Annotated in this window: 20 protein-coding genes and 4 riboswitches; of the genes, 19 read left to right on the top strand and 1 reads right to left on the bottom strand. The window is 56.6% G+C overall.

Translation table 11 applies throughout. The features are described from left to right. Window positions 1-18: 18 nt before the first annotated feature. A riboswitch (molybdenum cofactor riboswitch) is annotated at window positions 19-167 on the top strand. A gap of 153 nt (window positions 168-320) precedes the next feature. The 18 genes from BUB60_RS08485 (at window position 321) to BUB60_RS08400 (ending at window position 21,292) form a co-directional block, all read left to right on the top strand. Further along, window positions 321-1,079, top strand: coding sequence for a nucleotide-binding protein (locus BUB60_RS08485; protein WP_073077743.1), 759 nt, complete (start codon window positions 321-323; stop codon window positions 1,077-1,079). After that, a complete protein-coding gene (locus BUB60_RS08480; RefSeq protein ID WP_073077741.1) occupies window positions 1,072-2,274 on the top strand; it encodes a nitrogenase component 1 in 1,203 nt (400 codons plus the stop codon). The genes BUB60_RS08485 and BUB60_RS08480 overlap by 8 nt, the downstream gene beginning before the upstream one ends. After that, on the top strand, window positions 2,275-3,444 hold the full coding sequence (locus BUB60_RS08475) for a nitrogenase component 1 (RefSeq protein WP_073077739.1): 1,170 nt from the start codon (window positions 2,275-2,277) through the stop codon (window positions 3,442-3,444). Between the two features lie 46 nt (window positions 3,445-3,490). Then, window positions 3,491-4,696, top strand: a complete 1,206-nt coding sequence (locus tag BUB60_RS08470) for a molybdopterin molybdotransferase MoeA (RefSeq protein WP_073077737.1) — start codon at window positions 3,491-3,493, stop codon at window positions 4,694-4,696. A 29-nt stretch (window positions 4,697-4,725) separates the two neighbouring features. Continuing rightward, the gene (locus BUB60_RS08465) at window positions 4,726-5,763 is read left to right on the top strand and encodes a FecCD family ABC transporter permease (RefSeq protein WP_073077735.1); all 1,038 of its coding nucleotides are present in this window, start codon (window positions 4,726-4,728) and stop codon (window positions 5,761-5,763) included. Next, window positions 5,763-6,563: an ABC transporter ATP-binding protein gene (locus BUB60_RS08460; RefSeq protein ID WP_073077733.1), complete on the top strand. Its 801-nt coding sequence runs from the start codon at window positions 5,763-5,765 to the stop codon at window positions 6,561-6,563. Before BUB60_RS08465 ends, BUB60_RS08460 begins: the two co-directional genes overlap by 1 nt. A 22-nt stretch (window positions 6,564-6,585) precedes the next feature. Further along, window positions 6,586-7,863 (top strand): molybdopterin molybdotransferase MoeA, encoded by a 1,278-nt coding sequence (locus BUB60_RS08455; protein WP_073077730.1) that lies wholly within the window; start codon window positions 6,586-6,588, stop codon window positions 7,861-7,863. Between the two features lie 64 nt (window positions 7,864-7,927). After that, window positions 7,928-9,100, top strand: coding sequence for an ABC transporter substrate-binding protein (locus BUB60_RS08450; RefSeq protein WP_073077728.1), 1,173 nt, complete (start codon window positions 7,928-7,930; stop codon window positions 9,098-9,100). Window positions 9,101-9,118: 18 nt separating this feature from the next. Further along, a complete protein-coding gene (locus tag BUB60_RS08445) occupies window positions 9,119-10,150 on the top strand; it encodes a radical SAM protein (protein ID WP_073077726.1) in 1,032 nt (343 codons plus the stop codon). 178 nt (window positions 10,151-10,328) lie between these two features. Next, window positions 10,329-10,472: riboswitch (molybdenum cofactor riboswitch) on the top strand. A gap of 168 nt (window positions 10,473-10,640) precedes the next feature. Next, complete coding sequence (locus BUB60_RS08440) at window positions 10,641-11,855, top strand: nitrogenase component 1 (protein WP_073077724.1); 1,215 nt, start codon at window positions 10,641-10,643, stop codon at window positions 11,853-11,855. Then, window positions 11,815-12,945 (top strand): nitrogenase component 1, encoded by a 1,131-nt coding sequence (locus BUB60_RS08435; protein ID WP_143162304.1) that lies wholly within the window; start codon window positions 11,815-11,817, stop codon window positions 12,943-12,945. The genes BUB60_RS08440 and BUB60_RS08435 overlap by 41 nt, the downstream gene beginning before the upstream one ends. Before the next feature lie 38 nt (window positions 12,946-12,983). After that, window positions 12,984-14,078, top strand: coding sequence for a FecCD family ABC transporter permease (locus tag BUB60_RS08430; protein WP_084726349.1), 1,095 nt, complete (start codon window positions 12,984-12,986; stop codon window positions 14,076-14,078). Then, window positions 14,075-14,857 carry an ABC transporter ATP-binding protein gene (locus BUB60_RS08425; protein ID WP_073077720.1) on the top strand — a complete coding sequence of 261 codons (783 nt, stop codon included), beginning with the start codon at window positions 14,075-14,077 and terminating at the stop codon, window positions 14,855-14,857. Before BUB60_RS08430 ends, BUB60_RS08425 begins: the two co-directional genes overlap by 4 nt. A 43-nt stretch (window positions 14,858-14,900) precedes the next feature. Further along, window positions 14,901-16,001 carry an ABC transporter substrate-binding protein gene (locus BUB60_RS08420; protein WP_073077718.1) on the top strand — a complete coding sequence of 367 codons (1,101 nt, stop codon included), beginning with the start codon at window positions 14,901-14,903 and terminating at the stop codon, window positions 15,999-16,001. A 157-nt stretch (window positions 16,002-16,158) separates the two neighbouring features. Next, a complete protein-coding gene (locus BUB60_RS08415) occupies window positions 16,159-17,571 on the top strand; it encodes an MFS transporter (protein ID WP_073077716.1) in 1,413 nt (470 codons plus the stop codon). A gap of 105 nt (window positions 17,572-17,676) precedes the next feature. Then, window positions 17,677-18,591, top strand: a complete 915-nt coding sequence (locus BUB60_RS08410) for a LysR family transcriptional regulator (protein WP_073077714.1) — start codon at window positions 17,677-17,679, stop codon at window positions 18,589-18,591. Between the two features lie 116 nt (window positions 18,592-18,707). After that, window positions 18,708-18,841, top strand: a riboswitch (molybdenum cofactor riboswitch). A 135-nt stretch (window positions 18,842-18,976) separates the two neighbouring features. Then, on the top strand, window positions 18,977-20,419 hold the full coding sequence (locus BUB60_RS08405; protein WP_073077711.1) for an aldehyde dehydrogenase family protein: 1,443 nt from the start codon (window positions 18,977-18,979) through the stop codon (window positions 20,417-20,419). Window positions 20,420-20,614: 195 nt separating this feature from the next. Then, window positions 20,615-21,292, top strand: a complete 678-nt coding sequence (locus BUB60_RS08400) for a YczE/YyaS/YitT family protein (RefSeq protein ID WP_073077709.1) — start codon at window positions 20,615-20,617, stop codon at window positions 21,290-21,292. A 79-nt stretch (window positions 21,293-21,371) separates the two neighbouring features. Here the strand turns inward: BUB60_RS08400 and BUB60_RS19750 are convergent, their stop codons facing one another. Next, the gene (locus BUB60_RS19750) at window positions 21,372-21,767 is read right to left on the bottom strand and encodes a hypothetical protein (protein WP_143162303.1); all 396 of its coding nucleotides are present in this window, start codon (window positions 21,765-21,767) and stop codon (window positions 21,372-21,374) included. 101 nt (window positions 21,768-21,868) lie between these two features. Beyond that, window positions 21,869-21,999, bottom strand: a riboswitch (molybdenum cofactor riboswitch). Between the two features lie 265 nt (window positions 22,000-22,264). Between BUB60_RS19750 and BUB60_RS08395 the strand changes: the two genes are divergently transcribed. Then, window positions 22,265-24,703: a glycyl radical protein gene (locus BUB60_RS08395; protein WP_073077707.1), complete on the top strand. Its 2,439-nt coding sequence runs from the start codon at window positions 22,265-22,267 to the stop codon at window positions 24,701-24,703. Window positions 24,704-24,840 lie beyond the last annotated feature (137 nt).

The following is a 24,840-nucleotide window of genomic DNA, read 5'->3' as shown; positions in this document are numbered from 1 at the left end:
TTTCATGCATATACAAATCTAAATAAACAGCTTCGAGGTGTTCCGGCTAAGGGCAACTATGCCGGTTTATCCTGAGAGTTCTCTCACAGGGCAGCGGGGGAAACGCCGCTGCCTCCCATGACGCAGGAGAATCATCCTGCCAGGAAAGAAGCCTGAAAAGCAGATGGAAACAGACGCCAGGTATGCTATCCGGTGCGTGCTGTGTTCTCTGTCCTGCTAAGCGCATGCGAGATTATGAAGCCGCATGTTTTAGCGATATTTTCGGGTGATCGACGATGGGTTGATTACCCGTTTAGTTTTTATGAAGGAGTGACTAAGAGATGTATCGGATCGCAGTCTACGGGAAGGGAGGCATCGGCAAATCCACGACCACGTCAAATCTGTCCGCGGCGCTGAGCTTATCGGGCTATAAGGTGATGCAGATCGGCTGCGATCCGAAGTCGGATTCGACAACGATGCTGACGAACGGCAGACGCATCCCGACGGTATTGGAGCTGATCAGAAGCAGAAGGGACGAGATAGAACTCAAGGACGTCGTGCAAACCGGATACAACGGCGTTCTGTGCGTGGAGGCGGGCGGGCCGACGCCCGGGATCGGGTGCGCCGGGCGCGGGATCGTCACCGCCTTCGATAAACTGGCGGCCCTGAACGCCTATGAGGTCTACCGGCCCGATATCGTCCTTTACGACGTGCTTGGCGACGTTGTCTGCGGCGGATTCGCCATGCCCCTCAGGGGCGACTATACGGATATCGTTTTTATTGTCACCTCGGGCGAGAGGATGTCCATGTACGCCGCTTCCAATATCGCCGAGGCGCTGAAGAATTTCAGAAGCAGGAATTACGCCAGATACGGAGGGCTCATCCTGAACAGACGCAATGTTGAAAATGAGACGGCGCTGGTTCAAAAGCTTGCGGAGGAGACGAACGGTACGGTCATTTCCGCCGTGCCGCGCTCTGATTTGATACAGCGCGGAGAGGAACAGGGCAAAACGGTTATGGAGCTGTACCCCGAATCCGAGATCGCCGAAAGCTACCGGACCTTGGCGCGGCGCGTGCTTGAGGTGTGCAAAAATGAGTGAAAAGAACGAAAGCGCGCTGTCTTACTATATTCCGAACAGGAGCAGGAAAAAAACGATCCTGCGTATTCCGGAAAGCCACAGCCTGTATGTCTGCCCGTCGGCCTGCGGCAGAAGAATCGCGCTCCGCGCTTATGAAAACGGCGAGAAAAATTTCCTTTCTTTTTTATACATCGCGGAAGAGGATGCGGTATCGGGGCAGTACGAGAGCAATATTTATGAAGCCATCGCCGAGCTCGTCACGGTGCTGGACCCGCCGCCAAAAGCTTTTACGCTCTATTTCAGCTGCGTCGATAATTTCCTGAATACCGACGAAAAGGCTTTGCTGGAGGAGCTTGAAGCGCGTTTCCCTGGCCTTCGCTTTATCGCCTGTCATCACGATCCTATTGCCTCGGACGAAAAGATATCGCCGGGTATGCGCCTGCATCATCAGATGTATGAATTTCTGGAGTATACCGGGAAGAAAGACAGCGGTATCAATCTGATTGGCAGCTATGCGCCCTTCGATCCGGACGGCGAGTTCTTTCGCGTTATGTCGGAATGCGGCGTCGGCAAAATACGGCAGCTGTTTGAATGCGGCACATACGCGGCGTATCAGGAAATGGCGGACAGCCGGCTGAACCTGGTGCTGACGCCCATGGGCGAGCTCGCGGCCGAAAACATGGCCGAAAGGCTTGGTATACCGTATTACGTCAATCCGGCCACATATGAAATAGATGAGATCGCCGGCAATTATCGGAATATAGCGGCCCTGCTGGGCAGAAAATGCCTCGATTTGCAGGCGGAAATATCCGAGACAAGGCGCATTATCCGCATGACCCGAGAGCGCGTTGGTCCCACGCCGGTTATTATTGATTCCTCCGCGACCATGCGGCCTTTTGCGCTTGCCAAAGCGCTGCTCGGCTACGGCTTCAACGTTGCCGCGGTGTTCGCGGGAAAGTCAAAAATCGATGATACGGCGGAACGCCAATGGCTGCAGGATAATTTCCCGCAGCTCATGCTCATCCATACGGGGGACACCAGGGCTTTTACCGGATATGGGCTTGACAAAGAGTGTCTCGCTGTTGGATATGACTGCGCCTACCTGCTGCAGGCGCGCTGTTTCGTGGATATTTTCAACGATGAAGCGCTCTACGGCTTCCACGGAGTTCGGAAATTGATGCAGCTCATGGGCAAGGCCTGCGAGGAGAAGCGGTAAATGGAACGGTTATCGATTTATCTGCCCCCGTTTGCGGGCGATTACACCGGGGCCTGCTCGGCTTTATACGAATTGAATTGCCTCATCGTCATCGACGACGCCGCCTGCTGCACGCGCAATTATGTCGTCTGCGACGAGCCGCGCTGGGCTGAGGAGAAAAAGACGGCATTTTGCTCCAAGCTCAAAACAATCGAGGCGGTGCTCGGCGATGAGGAGAGACTGATCCGCCAGACGATCGAGGCCGCGCAGGAGCTCAAGCCGGAGTTTATCGCGATTCTTGGCAGTCCCGTTCCGGCCATCATCGGCAGGGATATGACCGGCATTGCCCATGAAATCGAGGCCGGCAGCGGTTTTCCGGCCATAGGCTTTGACACCACCGGATTTACATATTACAACGCCGGAATTTCGGCGGCATATTTGAAGCTGCTGAAAAGGTTCGCCATCCCGGACGTGAAAGCACAGGAAAGCCGTGTCAACATATTCGGCTTCACGCCCCTTGACTACGCCGCGAACGGCAACGGCGCATTGCTGACGGCGCTTTTGCGGGATAACGGTTTTCAGACAGGATGCACTTTCGTGACGAAGACGGAGCTGGAGCAGCTCCGCCGGGCCGCATCGGCCGATGTCAATCTCGTTGTGTCCGCGGCAGGGCTGAAGGCGGCCCAATTCATGGCGGCCGAGTTTGGAATTCCTTACGTGGTCGGCAGTCCGCTGGGATCGGAATACAGCCGAACCATTATTCAGGCACTCAAGCAAACGCGGGAAGACCGGCTGAGCAGAGCTGTAAGTATCGGCCCGGCCGGCGGCGGCGCCGCACCGGCCTTGTTGATTGTCGGGGAGCAGGTTATCTCCAATTCCCTGAGAAACGCGCTTTATCAAAAGGGGTGCAAAAAGCGTATCGCCGTCGCCAGTTTTTTTGGACTCGAGCCCGACCTGGCGGCACCCGGCGACCTGTATCTGAAGAGCGAGAGGCAGCTGATTGATTTGCTGAAAAGCCATGCTTATGCCGGGATGATCGCCGACCCGCTCATCGCGGACATTCCGGCCGCCGCGGCGCTCGACTGCCGGAGACTCCCGCATCCGGCGATATCCGGACGGCTGTATTGGGACAAAGCCCCGCTGTTCATCGGCGGGGAATTTGAGAAGACCATTGAAAGCTGGATCGCCTGACGCTGGCGAACTTTTAAATCTGTGTGAATCCAAAGGAGGGTTTTATATGAATGGCAATGAGGATCTTACCGTCACAAGAGACGAAGCGGTGGCGCTTCTGAAGAAAGAATGGACGGTGAACAGAGAAACAAAATGGATATCCCTGCGCGAGGCTGCGGGGCGCGTGACGGCAAAGCCGGTCTTTTCGGTCAATTCCATGCCTGTCTGCCGCACGTCCCAGTTTGACGGCATCGCCGTAAAGTCTGAAAACTTTATAGACGGCGTTCCCGACACCTCCGGCTGGGTGAAGGGCGCGGACTATGCCCAGGCCGATACCGGCGACGATTTCCCCGATGAATTCGATACGATCATCGCCGTCGAGGACATCTATTACGACAAGGGCGGCAAGCTTTGCTTTTCGGATGACTTTGTGTTCGAGAAGGGCGACGGCATACGAAAAGCCGGGACCGCTGTTGAGGAAAACGACTTGCTGGTTGACGCGCATACGCGGCTGACGGCGGTGCATCTGCCTGTGCTCGCTCTGGGCGGCATTTACCAGCTGGAGGTCATAAAGAAACCAAAGGTCGTTTATATCCCGACGGGGAGCGAACTGATCAACGTGGGGATAAAGCCGGAGCGCGGACAGAACATCGAGGCAAACGGCCTGATGGTCTCCGAGTTTTTAAAGCAGTGGGGCGCCGAGCCGAGCTGCTATCCGATCATCAAGGACAAACCCGCGGAGCTGGAGCAGGCGCTTGACAGCGCCCTGAATGTCGCCGACATCGTCCTCATCAACGGCGGCTCCTCAAAGGGCGCCGAGGATTTTAACGCGACGCTGCTGCAAAGAAAAGCGGCGGTATACCGCCATGGCATCAAAGCGATTCCGGGCAAGCCGGTGGCGATTGCCATCATCGGCGGCAAACCCGTTGTGAATCTTCCGGGCCCGACGCTGGCGACCTTTCTGGCACTGGACTGGTGCGTATCCGGCCTGGTCCATCACTATCTTGGCCTGAATATGCCGGTGCGCCCGAAAATGAAGGCAACGCTGGAAAAAGCCCTTGAAAAAAGGCCGGATTATGAAATGTTCTACCGGTTTGTCCTGACAGAGAAAAACGGCCGCTATTATGCCGGGCCGATCGGCCGCGATAAAAGCGTTCCATATGCGCTGCTGAAGGCCGACGCGATGCTTATCGCGCCGATTGGCGCTTCGGGCTATGCGGCCGGGGAGGAAATTGAGGTTGAGCTGTTATGCGGCCTCGAAAACCTGCAGTAAACGGTGAAATACCGGGGAGAGGATATGAGATGAATCAAAATGCAACACGCCTGGGAAAGAAAAAATTACTAAGAGTCAAGATGAGCGTCATCATCGCCGTTTTTATTGTGCTGTTTTTCGGCTCGTTTAACTTTGGGCGGTACGACGGCATCAGCCTGTGGAACGTGGTACTGATATTTGTAAATAAAGTGTTTCCCGTTCACGGAGACTGGCCGAAATCCTTTGAAACCGTCGTATTGTACATCCGTTTTCCCAGAATCATCGCGGCCGTGCTGATCGGCGGGGCGCTGGCGCTGGCTGGCACCTCCTATCAGGCTGTTTTTAAAAACCCGCTTGTTTCGCCGGATATCCTGGGCGCGTCCGCGGGTGCGTCCTTTGGCGCCGCGCTGGCCATATTCAACAGCTTCGGCGCGGTCTGGGTGCAGATATCGGCCTTTATTATGAGCCTGATCGCTGTCGGCTGCTCCTGTTTTGTCGGCGGCAGAATAAAGCGGGACCCGTCGCTGGCGCTTATTCTGTCCGGCATCTTCGTCTCGTCGCTGGCCAGTGCCCTCGTATCGCTGATGAAATTCCTGGCCGACCCTCTGGACAAGCTCCCCACGATCACCTTCTGGCTGCTTGGCACGCTGTCCAATATTACGCTGACGGATATTACCTGGGCCCTTATTCCGATGGCCGTGGGGGCGGTGCCGTTAATACTCCTGCGCTGGCGCCTCAATGTTCTGTCGATGGGCGACGACGAGGCCAAAGCGCTGGGAATCGAGACGAAGCGGCTGAGATTTGTCGTCATTTTGTGCTCGACAATACTGACGGCCGCGTCAATTTCCATCGGCGGCCTGATCGGCTGGGTCGGCCTGGTCATTCCGCATCTGGCCAGGACGATCGTGGGGTCAAATAATAAAATACTCATACCCGCGGCCATCATTATCGGCGGCAGCTTCCTGCTGCTGGTGGACAATTTTGCCCGGTCCCTGTCCAGCGTGGAAATACCGCTGGGGGTTTTGACCGCCATTGTGGGAGCGCCTTTCTTTATCACGCTGATGCTCCGGGGAAAGGAGGCGTCCTGATGGTATTCGCTCTGAAAAACGGCGTTTGCGGCTATGCGCCCAATAAGCCGATTTTGAAAGATATAAATTTTGACGTTTCCTCAGGCGAGGTGCTCTGTATCCTGGGCGCGAACGGCGCCGGGAAATCGACGCTGTTTAAGTCGATGCTCGGGCTGATCCCGATTTTAAACGGCGTGCTGACCGTTGATAACGAAAGCATCGCCGGATGGTCCAGGGCGGAAATCGCCAGAACGATCGGCTACATCCCGCAGGCCAACAATCCGCCTTTTTCGTATTCGGTGCTGGATGTCATTTTGATGGGCCGGACAGCTTATCTGGGGCTGTTCGCCTCCCCCAAAAAGGAGGATGAGGAGATCGCGGAGGATGCCATCCGGCAGCTCAACATCTCCAGGCTGGTGGATAAACGGTATCAGGAGCTGAGCGGCGGGGAAAAGCAGCTGGTGCTCATCGCCCGGGCTTTGGCACAGCTGCCGAAAATCCTGATTATGGACGAGCCGACGGCCGCTTTGGATTTCGGCAATCAGCAAATGGTGCTGAATCAGATCCATAAGCTGTCCCAAAACGGCCTGAGCATTATCATGGCCTCGCACTTCCCGGACCACGCTTTTCTGTATTCGCATAAAGCGCTTCTCCTCAAAGACGGCGGCATATACTCCGTGGGCAGACCGAACGACGTGATTACGGAGGAAAGCCTCCGCGACCTGTACGCCGTCGAGACAAAAATCATCAATACCGGCATTCAGCCGCGGTACGCCGCTACGGACGCGTCCGATATAAAGATCTGCGTGCCGTTATCCTGACAAATTTAAAGGAGCATCCCATATGAAAATAAAAAGCTGCCAGACCACCTGCGGCACCTGCACGGTCCGGTGCCACAGGCAGATGTCGAAGCTGCCCACGAAAGCCGAGGCGCTGGAGATACTGTTTCGGGAGGTGAAAGCGCAGAGAAAAACAGAGACCGTCGCGCTTAAAAACGCCCTGCACCGCGTGACCGCGGAAGATATATACGCAAAATGGAATGTCCCGAACGCGGACAGAGCCATGCATGACGGCATCGCCATAGCATGGGATCTGGCGGCCGAAAAGCAGGCGCGGGGAGAAAACTTCCTGCATGACGGCGAATACCTCAGGCTCGCGATGGGCGAAATAATCCCTGAAAAATTCGATACGTTCCTCCCCTGGGAGCTCTGCGGATACCAGGACGATCAAAGCGTCAGCATTGCCGCGCTGCCTAAAAAGGGCGAGGGGGTGACCCGCTGCGGCGCCAACGTGCGCCAGGGCGAGCTGATCGTCAGGGCCAAACGCCGGCTGGAGCCGTCGCATCTGGCGATTTTGCGCCTGTCCGGGGTGGAGCAGGCTGTGGTGTTCAAAAAGCCGCGCGTTGCCATACTGCCGGTGGGAGACGATTTGCAAAAGCCGGGGCTGACGCCCTTGCCCGGCCAGTCCATGGAGGCCGACAGCATCATGGTCGAGTCGGTGGCACAGCTCTGCGGCTGTGAAACAGCGGTGGAAGAACCCATAGCGGACCGCCCGGAGGCAATTCGGGAGGCTATACAAAGGCACGCCGGCGCCGCCGATATTCTGATCCTCATCGGCGGACTTGGCCAGGAGGGCTCCGTATACGGCGATCATTCGGCGGAGGCGGTCCGGGCACTCGGCAGGATTCTGGTCCACGGCGCCGCGATAGGGCCCGGCGGAAAACCGACGTTACTGGGGACGATCGACGGGAAATATGTTCTGGGCATCCCGGGGCCGCCCCATGCGGCCATGATGGTGACCGAGCAGTTTCTGCCCCCGATCATAGAGCAATTTCTTTGCGTGCCGTGCTTTGAACGCGCGGAAGTGGATGCGGTCCTGGGCGAGGGCTTCAAGCCCAGAGGGAGCTCGGTTTATATGCCGCGTGTGAATCTCCGGTGGACAGGCTCTGGCTATGAGCTGAAGTCCCTGCGTATGGGCGATACTGTGGACTGCTTTGTCAACGGTACGGCCACGATCGAGCTGGGCCCGTCGGCTGCGCCCCGCGGCAAGGGAGAAACGGTCAAAGCACGTCTGGTTTACGGGGAGCGCACGATCCGCCAGCTTGACGCGGACCAATATTAAGCTTATCAATGCAGCGATGCATCGATATAGATTTTTCAAGGAGATATCGAAAGGAGAAAAACAAATGAGAAAGTTAAAGAGAGGAACCGGCATTGTTCTGACAATCGCCCTGCTGGCCGCCCTGCTTGGCGGCTGCAGCCAAAACGCCGGGTCGCCGGCCGACGGCAGCCCGGCGGCGACCGCCAGCGCCCAAGCGCCGGCGTCCCCGTCCGCCAGCGCGCAGCCGACCTCGTCAACCAGGACCGTACAGGACCTGGCGGGCAACGATGTGACGATACCGTCCGAGCTGCACAAGGTCGCCATTACCTCCTGGATGGGCGCGCTGGGCGCATTTGCCCTGCTCGGCAGGATCGATATGGTCTCGTCAATGGCCGACACCAGCCGTTACGCGTGGCTGAGGCACGCCTATCCGCAGCTGACCAGCCTTCCGGACTACGGAAATTTCGACAAGGTGAATGTGGAGGAGCTGGTCAAGTCGAACCCGGATATCATCATTTCGCCCAACTCCGCAGCTGAGACAAACAAGAAGATGCAATCCCTGAATCTGCCGGTGTATGTGGACGGCATCACGGTAAAGGATTCCGACGACGTGATGGCGACCTGGCACAGCGAGCTCATGGGTATCGCCAATCTGATCGGAGAGACGGAGAAGGCCCAGAAATATCTTGACTACACAAACGATATTTTGTCTATGGTCCAAGAGCGGGTTTCCACTATTCCGGAATCCGAGCGCAAGACGGCGCTTGTCGTCAGGTCCAGCATACTCGAGGTGTTCGCGGACAATATCGATTGCGGCCTCTGCGTCAAATACGCCGGAGGCATCAATGTCGCGGCAACGGCGGGAGACAGATATTTCACGACAAGCGCGGAGAACGTGACAAAGTGGAATCCGGATTTCATTTTCCAGACCATCGTGACGGCGCCCTACGACAGCAAAATGGCCGCTTATTATGACGACTGGAAGGCGGATAAGCGCTACCAGGATATCACCGCCGTCAAGAACGGCGACGCGTACATCATGCCGATGGGCGTTACCCAGTGGAACGGCGACGTGGAGCTGGCGCTCGGCGTCCTGCAGATGGCCAAGATCATGTACCCGGACCTCTTCAAGGACATTGACGTCAAAGCGGAAGCGACAAAGTTCTATCAGACGTTTATGAATTACACCTTAACCGACGAAGACTTCAAAATCATGGCGCCCAATTTCAACAACGCAAAGTCCAACGGCCTTTCATAACGGGGCGGGGAGCAGGTCGTGGACAATCAATTTGAGCAAATACTGCAAAAGGCAAGGCAGGAACGGATAACGCCGGAGGAGGCGCTGCGGCTTTTTAAAGCGACGGAAGATCCCGAGCTGGCCGAAGAACTTTACGCGGCGGCGAGAGATGTCCGGCATCATACGCGAGGCGACGTTTTTTATTACCACGCGGGGATCGCCAGCGTGACGCCGTGCGCGCTCAAGCCGCTGTGCCGGTACTGCCCTTATTGGCGGGACGCCGGCAGGCGGTGCCTGGAACTGCCGGAAATCCTGCGCGGCGTGCAGTACATTAAGGAACACAATGTCGGCAAGATTTGCCTGAGCGGCGGGACTGTGGAGGCCGAAGAGGGCAGAGACGTGCTGAAAATCGTGCGGGGCATCCGGCAGGCCGGCCACACGGACGTTGAAATCAGCGTCAACTGTGGGGCAACCATGCCCGACGAGGTCTTGCGGGAGATGAAGGAGCTCGGGGTTGTCCGAATCGGGGCGAGCTTTGAGATCATGAATCCCAGGGTGTTCCGCGCCGTCAAGCCGGGAGACAATCTGGAAAAGAAGATAGCGTTTGCCCACAAGCTCGAGGACTACGGAATTCAGACGATGACCGCCGTTATGGCCGGCCTCGGCCCGCAGGAGTCCCGGTATGAAGACTATGTGCTGTCGCTGTTTTCCCTCCTGGAGTTCCCCAACTTGGATTATGTCTACATATCCAAATTCCAGCCGGCGGCGACGACGCCGATGAAGGATTATCCGCCGTGCGGCATTGAGGAAGGCAAGCGGCTCGTGGCCATGGCCAGGCTGGTGCTGCGCGGGCTCGACCTGGGCTCTGCGGCGGGCTGGAACTGGGATCAGCGCCATCTGCCGGTCTGGGCCGGCGCGGGGACAAGCCTTTTAGGGATACACGTCAACCGCAATTCCCGTTACTGGAAAGCAAATCCCGAGGAACAGGACATCGACAGGGTGGAATTCATCGATACCCGCGATGATCAGCGAAAAAATGTTGAAGCATATGGATTAAGCGTCGAGGCTTAGGAGCAGTCCGGCAAAATCTTCGATCGGGGGTTTTGCCGGACTGTCAACGTGTGCCTCAGCAGGAGAAAACCGGCGGATTAAGGGGAATATATAAAAATCCGATTTTTTATATAGAATTCTTGTGTATAATCTCACAGTTGACAGAATATCTGATTTTGGATATTATTTTAAACAATAATTGAATATTCTGCTTCGAGATTATACGGCTAAGGGTGACTATGCCGGATAACCCTGAGTTTTACTCACAGGGCAGTGCTGGAAACGGTGCTGCCTCCCATAACGCGGGGATGCCCGCGCGGAAAGAAGCCTGTAGGTTGTTTTGTAGTATTGCTGCGGGCGTTTGACTTTTTCTGTCAGACGCTTGTATTTCTATATAAACAAAAATGCTGTTACAAGCCTGTATGGCTTGTACGGCGCGAAGCTTCGGGCGTTTGACCTTGTGAGTCAAACGCCCGTTTTATTTTTGTGCGGAAGATGAAAGAGACAAAACATGAACGATTTGCTTGAATTTGGCCTTGGTTCCGCTAAGAGCGGCGTTTACGCCTCTTACGCGGTTATTCCCGAGTGCCAGATACTGTTTGCCGGGCCCGCCGTCTGTACACGGCACGATATCCTGACATCGATGGTGCAGGTCAAGGACAAAATCGCGCACCTTTGTCTGGACGAGACGGACATTGTGACGGGCGGCTACGTTGAGCTCATCGAGGAAGCGGCCGGGGAGCTGGTGCGGGAGGCGGGCGCCAAAGCGCTCATACTCGTCACCTGTTGTGAAAACGCGCTGATCGGCACCGACTTTGAGATGCTTACCTCGGCCATCGGCAAAAAATTCGGCATCCCGGTGGAATGCGTCCAGATCAACAGGCTGAATATGTACCGGGCAAGGAAAGGCGCCAAGACGATCAGCCGCAATATCAATGAGCTTATTGCGGGCTTCCTGAAAACGGCCGCGGCGGAGGATGGGCCCCGGCGCGACAACGGCGTCAACCTCCTCGGCCCCGTCCAGCCGCTTTCGCCGAAGAATGAGCTGGCCCGGCTCCTGAAGCCGGCGGGCGCCGAGCTGCGCCACGTGTCGCTGTGCGGAACATATGATGATTTCAAAAAAATGGCCCGCGCATCCCTCAATATCGTCACCGAGCCGGAGGCCGTGGGCGCCGCCAGGGAAATGGAAAAAACACTCGGCATACCGTGGCTCGACATGTCGTATACTGTCTCGCTTCCGGCGGTCAAGGAGCAGTACGCGCATCTGGCCGAGGCGCTGAACGTGGAGCTTTTCTATGAGGACCGCGCCGCCATGACCGAACGCCTGCTTCACCGGACGCGCCGACTGCTCGGGGACACGCCGATTTCCGTGGACGGCCGGAAGCTCACCCATCCGTTTACCGTGGCCAAAGCGCTGATCGACGAGGGGTTTCACGTCGGGGAAATCAGGATCGACGAATTCGTCGCGGAAGAGACCGACTGCAAAAACTGGGTGACGCAGAATACCGCCGTGCCTGTAACGTTCGTGTCCTCCAGAAATCAATCCAATACGATCAGGAAGGATCATTTCTGCGCGCTGTTGGAGGTAAGAAGGGGGCAGCCGGGGGAATTTTTCACCGGGTTTGCCCTGATTGACCGGCTGCTTGAAGCTCTGACGGCGGCCTATAACGGGAGAATGAGAATCAGTGAAGAAATTGTGGAGAAAGCTGCCGCCCCCGGCGCCTGATACCTCGGGCGTTGCCAACGCCCTGTTCGGCATGGAGGGACTTTTGCTCTTTGATGATGTGCAGGGCTGCGCTTCAAATTACTGCATCTATGACGAAACACGCGCGTCGGAACGCGTCAACGTCTTTCCGGCGCAGCTGTCCGATATGGACGTGATCATGGGGACGCGGGAGCAGCTTCGCCGCCGGCTGAAGGAGCTATACGACGAGATGCCGGAGTGCCGGTTCATCGCCCTGGCGGGGAGCCCCATCTCGATGCTGATCGGGACCGACCTCAAAGCGGCGTGCCTGGAGATCACGGAGGAATACGGCGTGCCGGCGTTCCCGATCGATGTGACAGGGCACCGGTTTTATGACGTCGGCGCGGCCGCGGCCATGCTGGCGATGGGGCGCTGTATTCTGGACGGCGAACGCCGGGAGATACCCGGCACCGTCAACCTCCTCGGCGCCCTGACGATGGATCTCGGGACGAAGAATATCGTTGCCCTGCACGGCTTTTTTGAGCAGCAGGGGCTGGAGGTCATCTCGAAATGGGGCTGTATCGATACCCTTGATAACCTGAAGAATTCCGTCAACGCGGCGGTCAACGTCGTCGTGGCGGGCTGCGGCCTGCCCCTGGCGCGGATGATGAAAAGAAAATACGGTATTCCCTATACGGTCGGCGTCCCATGCGGCAGCCGGCCCGGGCTGCCGGCGAGGACGGACGCCTCCGGCGCGCGCGGTCCCATTCCGCCGGTGAGACCGGACAGGGCGCTCATTATCGGCGAGCAGGTGCTGGCCGGCTCTATCAGAAATATGCTCCGGTGCGATTACGGCATCACGGACGTCACGGTGTCGAGCTTTTTTGAAATGGACGCAGAGCTTTTGGAGCCGGGCGATGAAAGACTGTCCTCGGAGGACGAGGCGCAAAAGCTCATTAACAGCCGCCCCTTCGACTTGATCATCGGAGACCCCTTTTATGAAAGGCTGGCCGCGAACACGCCCGCCCGGTATAAATGCCTGCCGCACATTGCCGTGTCAAGCAAAATCTACGAGGATGATATCCTCGACATTATCGGCGCAAAGGGCAATGCGTGGTTTGAACAGGGATAAGCGGGCGCATTACTTAGTGACGACCAAAAGGAGGAAGCATGAACCAACGTAAGAATTCCGGCGCGCCGCTGCCGGAACTGGCGCCTGAGGCTGCGGAGCAGCTTCTCGAAAGCCGGGAAAACAAGAGAAGGACGATTATTCTCCTGGTGATCATTTTAGTTCCCATTGTGTTGTTTTTGGCGTCGTTTGTATTGGGGAGGTTTTCCGTCCCGCTCAAGCAGGTCTGCTATATGTTTGTGGCCAAGCTCTTCCATCTGGGGCAGACGTGGTCCGAGGCGGACAACATCGTGATCTTCCAGGTGCGGCTGCCGCGGATATTGTCCGCCGTCATGATCGGCGGCGCGCTGGCGCTCTCCGGCTCCGCGTATCAGGGCCTGTTCAAAAATCCCATGGTGTCGCCGGATATTCTCGGCGCCTCCGCCGGCGCGGGCTTTGGGGCAGCGGTCGCGCTGCTCCTGGATTTCAATAATTTCGGAATCCAGGCCACGGCCTTTGTCTTCGGCGTGGCGGCGGTGGGGCTGTCGTACCTGGTCAGCAAAATTGTGGGGCGGGGCAGCACCTCGGTGCTTATTCTTGTGCTAACGGGCCTTGTCGTTTCGACAATGTTCCAGGCGTTCATATCCATCACGAAATACGTGGCCGACCCGTCGAACAAGCTGCCGGCCATCACCTTCTGGCTGATGGGCGGCCTTTCCACAATAACGTACAGGGAGTTGCTGATGTTTCTGATCCCGGTCGTTGTCGGCGCCCTGCCGATCATTCTGCTGCGGTGGAAGCTGAACGCCCTGTCCTTCGGCGACGAGGAGGCAAGGGCCATGGGCATCAATGTCGGCCGGCTGAGGCTTGTGATCATATTGTGCTCAACGCTGCTGACCGCCGGCTCGGTGGCCATCGGCGGCATCATCGGCTGGGTGGGCCTGGTGATCCCGCATCTGGCCCGGCTGCTGGTGGGGCCGAACTACAAGGTGCTCATCCCAACGTCGATCGTCATGGGCGCGAGCTATCTTTTGTTTGTGGATGACGTGGCGCGGACCCTGTTCTCGGTGGAGATTCCGATCGGAATTCTCACCGCCCTTATCGGCGCGCCCTTTTTCATCATCATGCTCCTCAAAGGGAAAAGAGGGTGGCTATGAGGCTGGAGGTCTGCAATGCCGTGTGCGGCTACGGTACGCATGTGGTTTCGCAAAATGTCTCAATGAGCATCAACACCGGGCAGATCGTCTGCCTTTTGGGGCCCAACGGCGTGGGGAAGACGACGCTCTTCAAATCGATCCTCGGCTTTCAAAAGCTGCTGGACGGCACGATCCTGCTGGACGGCAGGGATATGAGCGGGCTGCCGCAGAAATATGTGGCCCGGAGCATCGGCTATGTCCCCCAGGCACACGAGCCGCCCTTCCCGTTTAAGGTGCTGGACGTGGTGGTTATGGGGAGGACGGCGCATCTGGGCGCGTTCGCGTCCCCGTCAAAGCAGGATTTTTCCATCGCGGTGTCGGTTTTGGAGGGGCTTAAAATCAGCTATCTGAAAAACAAGATATATACGGAGATCAGCGGCGGGGAACGGCAGCTGGTGCTGATTGCCCGCGCGCTCGCCCAGCAGCCGGAGCTGCTGATTATGGACGAGCCCACGTCGAATCTGGATTTCGGCAATCAGGTCCGGGTCCTCGCGGAGATCAAAAAGCTCGCGCAAAGGGGCCTCGGCGTGCTGATGACCTCACATTCGCCCGACCACGCCTTTCTGTGCGCCACGGAGGTCGTGCTGATGAAAAAAGGCGGGGAGCTCCTGCTGGGCGGTGTTGACGAGATCGTCACGGAGGAAAACCTCCGGCAGGCATACGGCGTCGACGTTAAAATCACGCAGACGCAAAACGAAAACGGAGAGCTTGTCAAGGCCTGCGTTCCCATGCTTGACTGAGCGCGGGATTTTACATAAATAACATGAAAAAGGAGAATCGACAATGAAAAAAGTAGTATCAGTTCTGCTTGCCTTGATGATGGCATTATCGATCGCAGCCTGCGCGTCAACGGCGGGTACTGAGCCGACCCCGCCGTCCGGCCAAAGCGCGTCGCCCTCTGGGAACGCCTCGCCGTCCCAGACGCCAGACAGCACAGGTCCGCGGACCATTACCGACATGGCCGGCAAAGAAGTGACAATCCCGGCGACGGTGAATAAAATCGCCGACGCGTGGTTTGCCCACAACGAGATCGCGGTCATGCTGGGTGCGGACAGCAAAATCGTGGCCACGGCCATGAACGAGAAAACATATCCGTGGCTGTACCTGGTCGGCCCCGGCCTGTCCAACGCGCTGAGTACGTTCGGCACGGACTTTAACCTGGAGGAGCTCGTGCAGAAGAGCCCCGATATCGTTTTCTGCTCCACCTCGGACAAGAACATCGAAAAATTGCAGAGCATGGGCATTCCTGTCGTGCAGCTGATGTTCACAAGTTTTGACGAAATGAGAAAATGCGTCACCCTGACCGGGGACATTCTGGGCGGCGATGCCGTCGCCAAGGCCGCGGCCTACAACGATTATCTGTCGGGTAAGCTCGAGTCCATCAAGGCCGTCACCGACAAGATCGCCGCTGCGGACCGCCCGAAGGTCCTGCATGTTACGTCGCTTTCCCCGCTGCAGGTGGACGGCAGCGATACGATCATAGACGATTGGATCAACGTCGCCGGCGGCGTCAATGCGGCGGCGAGCGTCAAGTCCAACATGCAGCAGGTTACCATGGAACAGGTGATCGCCTGGAATCCCGATGTGATCATCGTCGGCGGCAACGCAGGAAATTCGGAAACCCTGGCAAAAGACCCCAACTGGGCCAGCATCGCGGCGGTACAGAAGGGACAGGTGTACCAGAACCCCGCCGGCGCGTTTTTATGGGACCGGTACGGCGCCGAGGAGGCCCTGCAAATCCAGTGGGCGGCGAAGACAATAAACCCCGATTTGTTTAAGGACCTCGATATTGCCTCCGAAGCAAAGAGCTTTTATAAAACATTTCTGAATTATGACCTGACGGACGATCAGGTACAGAAGATCCTGACGGCCCAGAAGCCGTAAATACGCCGCTAAACCATAGGGGAGTGCCTCAAAAGCTTGAGGTACCCCCTATATTTATTGACTTTAATATTTAGTCAAGTTAGAATAAAATCCTCATCACTTTTTGACGGTTCGTTCAACAAAGCGCGCTGCCTCGGGAGACACAGAAGGAGTCATTATGGATCAAACAAAGCTGAAACGGGTTGCTCTGATCGTGGCCATGTGCCACTTTATGGATATGATGGACGCGACGATCATCACCACGGCGATTCCGACCATTGCCGTGTATTTTCATTCCTCCACCGCGCTGGCGAGCATCACCATTACGGCGTACATCATCACGTTGGCCGTGTTCATTCCGATCAGCGGCTGGATGTCGGTACGCTTCAACGTCAAACGGATATTTTTACTGGCGGTGCTGATTTTCACCGCGGCGTCCCTGGGCTGCGCGCTCAGCCCGTCGCTCCCGCTCCTGATCGCCACGCGGATACTGCAGGGAATCGGCGGGGCGATGATGTTCCCCGTCGGCCGGCTGATCGTGCTCCAGAAGGCGCCTAAAAGCGATCTTTTAATGATCATCTCGTTTCTGGTGTGGCCCGCGCTGATCGCCCCGGCCATCGCGCCGCTGATCGGCGGCCTGATCGTGACCTACGCCTCCTGGCACTGGATTTTCCTGATCAATGTCCCGATCGGCATTGTCGCCTTTTTCCTCAGCCGCCGGTTTTTCGACGATACCGCCGGCGACCGCACCGCCCGGCTGGACTGGAAGGGCTTTGCGCTCATCGGCGTCGGCGCGGGAGGGCTGGTGCTGGCTTCGGAAATCCTGGCCGACAGTGCGGCCTCGTGGACGCTTGGCCTTGTCCTGTTTTTGCTCTTTGCCGCGGAGCTCGTATTGACCTATCGCTATTTAAAGCGCGCGCAGAACCCCCTGATCAACCTGAAGGTGCTGAAATACCGGACCTTTCGCATTTCACAGGTCGGCGGGTCGCTGTTCTGGTTTTCCGTCGGCTCCGCGCCGTATTTGCTGACCCTGCTGTTTCAGAATGAATTCGGCTGGTCGCCGGCCTACGCCGGGAGCATCGTCCTGTTCATCTTTGTGGGGAACGTGGCGATCAAGCCCGCCAGTACGTGGCTGCTGAACCGCTTTGGCTTTAAGCCCGTATTTATCGGCTCCTTCCTGGCGGTGATCGCCACGATGCTGGTGAGCGGCTGGTTCACGGCGCAGACGCCGGTGCTTCTGCTGATCGTGGTGATCACCCTGAGCGGCATGGGCCGGTCGCTGGCGCTGACCTCCTATAACACCCTCAGCTTCAGCGAGCTGGACGCACAGGAAACGCGGGACGCCAACTCTCTGGCCTCCACCACGCAGAATATGGCGCAGGCGATCGGCATCGCCGTCACCGTCGTCGTCCTCCGCTTCGGCAGCGAGCTGTTCGGCGCCGCGTCCTCCCAGGCCTGGGCCTACCGCCTGGCGTTCATCCTGCTGGCGGTCTTCGCCACCCTGGCTCTGGCGGAAATCCTGACGCTGCCCCGCAAGACCGGGTCCGCCATCCTGAAACATCGTGACCCGGCGGGGAAAAGCCCCCGCTGAATCCCGGGCAAACCCAAACGGATAAAACGCGCATCAGATAAAAGTGTTCCTTCTTGCCAAGTTGTGCTATAATATCCTGCAGGAGTTCTAAAGGAGGAACCGGCTATGGATATCGCGCAGCTGCGATGCTTTATATCTATTGCGCAGACGCTGAATTTCACCGAAGCCGCCAAGCAGAACGGCATGACGCAGCCGGGCATCAGCCATCATATCAACGAGCTGGAAAAACAGCTGGAGGCGCGGCTTTTTATCAGGACAAACCGCAACGTGGAGCTGACGAATTCCGGCAAAGAATTTTTGCCGTACGCGTTGGATATCGTGCAGACGGCCGAGAAGGCGGCCTTTCGCGTCAAGCAGGCGGAGAGCGGCGCCCTCGGGCATGTGTCGGTTTCCGCCGTCAGCACCTCGAGCGCTATCGTATCCAGGTGCCTGGCCGAATTTTATAAAAAGCACCCGAAAATCTTTGTGGATATCTCGTTTACATCAGGCAACGCGCAAATCCTGGCGATCAACGAAAATAAGTATGATTTTCATTTCGTCCTTCTGGACTATATTCCTGCCGGCAAAACGTTCGATTATATCGTCACGCACGAGGATCAGCTCTGCCTGATATTGCCCAAGGGCCATCCCATGGCCGGGCAGCCTCTCGATTTCTCCAAGCTGAAGGACGAGCCCTTCATCACCTTCGATGAGGCCGAAGGGCCGGCGCTATACGCGCAGATCATGAACATCTGCAAGTACTACAACTATACCCCGCAGATCGTCAACCGGTACGACCGCGCCGAATCGGTCCTGCTGTCCGTTGGGGCAGGGCTCGGTATCTCCATCATACCCAAGGCCATCAGCAGCGTCTTTTATTCGGATGACGTTGCCTTTGTGCCGATAACCGGGGTCGATACGCACAGAACGTATGTGATCGCCTGGCACAATAATCTGCACAATCCTTCGGCGCAGCTTTTTCTCGAGGTTGTCAAAGAGCTGTTTCACAAGGAGCCTTCGCAGAGCCCTCATAAGGCGTGACCGCCGCAAAATTTTACACATAATTGTTACATTATGCTTGATAAAAAATATAACTTATTATATAATAAGTTATATTTATCGAGCATAATGTTCTTTTATTCCTTGAATAGAATAATTGCATATTTTGTTTCCGCGCCAAATTGATCTAAAGGCTTCCGCCCATGACGTTTGGCCTGAGCCGCAGGCTCGCGGGGTATGGCTGGAAACGGCCCTGCCTTCTGTTTTGAGAAGGGGACGAACCGACACATGGGGATATCTCCATGTGTCTATAGTGTTGCGCGGCTATCCGGCAGCCTGTTTTGTTGCTCTCAGAACAGGCTGCTTATTTTTGTATTGCCAAAACGTGTTTTGGATAATAAAACACTGAAAAAGGAGAGCAGTTACAATGGAAGAATACAAACTGTTTATTGCCGGAGAATGGCATGAGACCGCAAGCGGAAAAGTTACGGACGACATCGATCCGAGCACGGGCCGGGCTTTTGCGCGGGTACATACGGCGGGACCGGCCGAGGTCGAGCTGGCCGTCAGCGCCGCCGTCAAGGCGCAGCCCCAGTGGGCGGACGTGATGCAGGAGCAGAAAGAGCAAATTTTCCTGAAAGCTGCCGACTATATGGAATCGCACAAGGATGAAATCGTGGAGCTGCTCATTCGGGAAAGTGGTTCCACCTTTATGAAGGCCATGGGCGAGGTCATAGAATGCATCAATATCATCAGGGGCGCCGGCGGAGAGTGCCGCCGGATCGATGGCGGCGTGGTCCCCGCCGACATGCCGGGGCAGACCTCGTATTATATCCGGCAGCCGCTGGGCGTCGTGGCAGGCATCGCGCCGTTCAACTACCCGCTCCTCCTGGCGCTCAACAAGGTGGCCTTTGCCATGGCTGCCGGCAATGCCTTTATATTGAAGCCGGCGTCAGATACGCCGGTCAGCGGTATCATCCTTGCCAAATGCTTTGAAGCGGGCGGGCTGCCGAAAGGCGTTCTCAGCGTCATACCCGGACCGGGCGGCATCGTTGGGGATACGCTGGTGGAGGACCCCAGAATCAAAATGGTGGCCTTTACGGGCTCGACGGCGGTGGGCCGGGATATCGCCGTCAAGGCCGCCAAAAGCTTCAAGAAAACGACGCTGGAGATGGGCGGCAAAAATCCGATCATTGTACTCAAGGACTTTGACCTGGATAAGGCCGTGGAAATCACCGCCTTCGGCGCCTATTTCCACCAGGGCCAGATCTGCATGGCCGGCAGCCGCATCATTGTCGAGCAGGATATCTATGACGATTTCTGCCGGCGCTTCACAGCCAAGGTCAATTCCTTGAAGGTGGGCGACCCGCATGATCCGCAGACAAATATCGGGCCGCTGATCAACGATAAGCAGTATGCCGTGCTGGACGCCCAGATCGCCGACGCCGTCTCGAAAGGGGCGAGGCTTGCCGCCGGCGGGAAGCATACCGGGGCGTTTTACCAGCCGTCGCTGCTGCTGGACGTGACGCCGGAAATGACGGTGTTTCACGAGGAATCCTTCGGGCCGCTGGCCTGCGTGGTCAGGGCCCGGGACTGGGAGGACGCGCTGTCCCTGTGCAACCGAAACGCCTACGGCCTGTCCAGCGCGGTTTTGACCAACGACCTGCAGAAGGCGCTGTTTTTAACGCAGAAAATGGAGTCGGGCATGGTACACGTCAACGCCGCCACCGTCATGGGCTCCAGGCGCGCGCCCTTCGGCGGCGTCAAGAACAGCGGCATGGGCCGTGAGGACAGCACCTTCTCTATTGAAGAGTTCACCGAACTGAAATGGATTACCATGAACCATGTGGCGCCGGCGTATCCCATCTGAAACAGCCGTTAAATAAGCACCCTTAGAACATATTCCCGCATGCCTTCGGCGAATGGCATGCGGGAATATGTTCTATAAATATAACTTATCAAATAATAAATTTTATTTATTATTTTATGGAGTGGTGGTCTTGACTATATGATAAGTAAATGTTATCATTTAATAAAATATATTTATTAATTGGAGACAAACGAGATGAAAACATTTAATCGCATCGTCATATATATCTGCGGGCTGCTCACTCTGGCGCTGGGGATTGTACTGAATACAAAGGCGAATCTTGGCGTTTCGCCGATTATTTCCGTTCCGTACAGTATTGCGGTCATATGGGGGCAGAATTTGGGCGCCGTCACCGCGGGCTTCTATATTCTGTTCGTGATAGGCCAGCTCGTTATATTGAGAAAAAGGTTTCGCCCCGTTCAATTTCTGCAGATTCCGCTGAGCATTATCTTCGGCGTGCTCATCAATTTCTTCGGCGAGCTTATCACCATCGGCGGCAAGGATCTGCCGACGGATCTGGTTCTGCTGGTGCTGGGCATTTTCTTTACAGGGCTCGGCGCGGCGCTCACCATGATGATGAATATCCTCCCGAACGCCGCCGACGGCATCGTGCAGGCCGTATCGCAGCGGACGGGCAAAAAGCTTGGGGCTGTAAAAAATATCCTTGATGCGTCCTGCGTTGCTGTGGCCGCCGCCATTAGTATGGCCGCCACCGGAAGAATCATCGGCATCGGCCTGGGCACCGTACTGGCCGCGGTGGGCGTAGGACGGGTGATCGCCCTGGTCAATCGGCTTTACCAAAAGAAGCTGCCCGCGCAAGCGGCTCGCTTCAAACTCGATGCCGCGCCTCAAAAACCGCCCGTAAAGCTGTAGCGGTCCACGATCATTAATATAAATATTCCCGGCCTGAGCTTGAAGGAGGCCGGGAATTTATGCTTCTTTATTTTTCCGTTCACTGTCCGCACGCCGGTAAATCGGCGCCGCCGGGCTGAGCGGGCTCTTCCCGTTCCGGCGGGAAATAGAGCCGGATGGTCTGCTCCGCGCCAAGCATAACGCAGCAGATGTCCAATCCGGGGTGAAACCGGATATGAAACAGCTGGTCGGCACAGCAGGCAAGCTGCTCCATTAATCTGGCACTCTTTAACCCGGCGGCAAACGCCACCTTTTCCAGGTTCGGCCCGCCGTCGGCATGCGAATAAATCAGATATCCGCCTTCGTCGGCGAGAAATAAAAATCTGAAATCGTCGTTGAAGCGCAGGATGCCCATGCCGCCCAAATCATACAGCATATTAAAAAAGTCGTCCGGATTGCCCGAAAGATTGCTGACGCAGACGTCCATTTCATTCATGGCGCGATACCTCGATTTCTCATAAAAATATAAAAACAGCCTGTTTGGTAAGGCAAACAGGCTGCTGATAGACAACAGCGAAAAAGCGCACGGAAAATAGCTCCTGCACTTTTTTGTTCCCTTCTCAAAATGGAAGGCATAGCCGTTTCCAGCTGTACCCTGCGAGCATATGCTCAGGTCAAACGTCATGGGCGCGGCCTTTAGAGCGTTTGACACGGAAACCAGTATTCAATTATTGGTACTGTGAATAATAAAATGTATTTATTGAACAATAAGTTATTTTGATTATACATTAAGCTTTCTTGATTATCAAGAGCAAAATAAAAAACAGCAAAAGGGTTAATGGTGGTTGAGGTTGTTTGGCAATAAGATTATAATATGATACAATAAGTATTACGAATAAAGCGCGCCGCGCGCTAAAAAGCGGCAACAGCGGGGAAGGCCGTTAAACCGGCAAAACATGGCGGTCATTCGTTCGCGGATAGAATGGAGGTTATATGAGCTGGACACTCAAGCCACTAACTGACCGGGTGGTCAGGCAGCGCGAAGCATACCGGGATACGCAGCCGGAGGTTTGTATCGCGCGGTACAGGATACTCACGGAGTTCTATATGAGCCATCCGGAGCTTAACGGTATTCTGCGCCGGGCAAAAGCAATGCGTGAAATTTTTGAGAAGATTCCCGTGCGCATCGATGACGACGAGGTCATCGTGGGCGCGCAGTCGGCCAAATACAGGGCGGGCGCGCTGTATCCCGAAAACTGCGTCACGTTCATCAAGGACGAGATCGGCAGCGGCACGATCGCCACGCGCGACATTGACCCCTATCTCATCTCCGATGAAGATCGGCAGTATATCAATGAAACGATCGATTATTGGCTGAAGGGCGAAAGCACTCATGCCAAAACGCAGGCCTACTATCCCGAGGAATACGCCGCCCATGATTTCAACGGCGTGACAATGATCGGGCGCATGACCATCAGCGATACGCCGGTCGGCCATTTTGTCACCGGGTACGACAAGGCCATCCGCGTCGGCTTCAAGGCCATCAAGGAAGAGGCCGAAAGGAAACAGGCGGAGATCCTGGCCCAGGGCATGCCGGGAGACACAAACAGCCAATACAACTTCTACCGCGCCGTGGCCATCGCCTGCGACGGCATGATCACCCTCACAAAGCGCTACGCCGCCCTGGCCAGGGAAAAACTCGCCGTGGAAAAGGACCCCAAACGTAAAAAAGAGCTGGAACTGATGGTTGAAACGCTCAGCTGGACCATGGAGAATCCGGCCAGGAACTTTATCGAAGCGCTCCAGTGCCTGTATATGTACCAGACCTGCCTCTGCCTGGAGGCCAATATGCACGGCATCACCTTCGGCCGCGTGGACCAGTACCTGGGCGATTTCCTCGAAAGAGACCTCCAAAGCGGCGCGATCACTGAGGACTATGCCCAGGAGCTTATGGACCTGTTCTATCTGAAGGTCGCCGAAATGAACAAGCCCTGGTCGAACGGCGCCACCCAATCCGCGCCCGGCTACACCTCAGGCCAGATGATGGCCATGGGCGGCGTCGACAAGGACGGTAACGACGCGTCCAACAAGGTCACCTACATGATGCTCCAGTGTATGGCCCGGCTCGTTCTCCACGATCCCCCGCAGTCGCTCCGCATCCACAAGAACACCCCGCCGGAGCTCTGGGAAGCGGCCATTGAGACGACAAAAATCTGCGGCGGCATCCCCACGTTTGAAAACGACGACGTGATCATCGCCGCCCTCATGAAGCGCGGCCTCACGCTGGAGGACGCCCGCAATTATTCTCCCATCGGCTGCGTCGAGCCCGGCGGCAACGGCAACGACTGGCCGGCCTGCGGCGGCACCGGCAGCATGTCCTACATAAACTTGCCCAACGCGCTGCTGCTCGCCATCAATGACGGCCGCCTGCCCATGCCCCTGTTCAGCCCCCGGGGCGGCACCACCAGCACCGAGCAGGTCGGGTCGGCCACCGGCCGCCTGTACGAGATGGACAGCTTTGAGCAGGTCAAGGAGGCCTATCACAAGCAGGTCGAGTACTTTGTCAGATGGCACGTCATGGTCAACAACAACGCCGAATATGTGACCCGCGAGCTCTTGCCGCTCCCCGTCGTCTCCGCCACCATGGGCGGCTGCATGGAGAAGGGGAAGGACGTCATGTACGGCGGCGCCAAATACAACGGCAGCGGCGTGCCAGGCATTGGCATCGGCAATGTGGCGGACTCCCTCTTTATGATCAAGCATCTCTGCTTTGACACAAAGAAATGCACGACGCGGGAGCTGTATGACGCGCTCTTAAATAATTGGCAGGGCTATGAGGACCTTCAGCAATATATCAAAAGCTCGAATCTCCACTATGGCAATGCCCACCCCGAAGCGGACCAGCTTGCGGCCTGGGCCTCCGAGAAATTTGCCGAGGTCGTCACGTCCTGCACCGGGCCCAGAGGCCGTTACACGGCGGCGATGTTCCCCGTGACGGCCAACGTCATGTTCGGCATGATGACCGGCGCCACGCCCGACGGCCGCAGTGCCGGCACGCCCCTGGCCGACGGCATATCGCCCGTCCAGCAGATGGACAAAAACGGCCCCACCGCCGTCGTCCGCTCCGTGGCCACGATCGACCAGAGCCTGTTTGCCAACGGGACGCTGCTCAACATGAAATTCAGCCCCTCCTGTCTGAGCGGCAAGGACGGCGTAGAAAAGCTCAGCCAGCTCATACAGACCTATTTCGAGCTCGGGGGCATGGAGCTGCAGATCAACGTCATCTCGGCCGAGATTTTAAAGGACGCACAGAAGAATCCGGAGAACTACAAGAACCTCGTGGTCAGAGTCGCTGGCTTCTCGGCATACTTTGTCGAGCTGCACATCACCGGGCAGAACGACCTCATCAGCAGAACGGTGCTTGAAATGTAATCAAGCCGCGCCAGACTGTCGGATAAAGCCCTTTGGGCTTTATCCGACAAGGGGCTGCATGCAGCGCGTTCAGCCGCTCCCTGCATGAGTAGAGTCACTCCGGAGGCGCATGTCCTCACGCGTGACAAATGATGAAT

The sequence above is a fragment of the Sporobacter termitidis DSM 10068 genome (assembly GCF_900130065.1).
Classification (GTDB): domain Bacteria; phylum Bacillota; class Clostridia; order Oscillospirales; family Oscillospiraceae; genus Sporobacter; species Sporobacter termitidis.
Note: the sequence above shows the minus strand (reverse complement) of the source record. Positions and strands in the feature narration are given on the sequence as shown.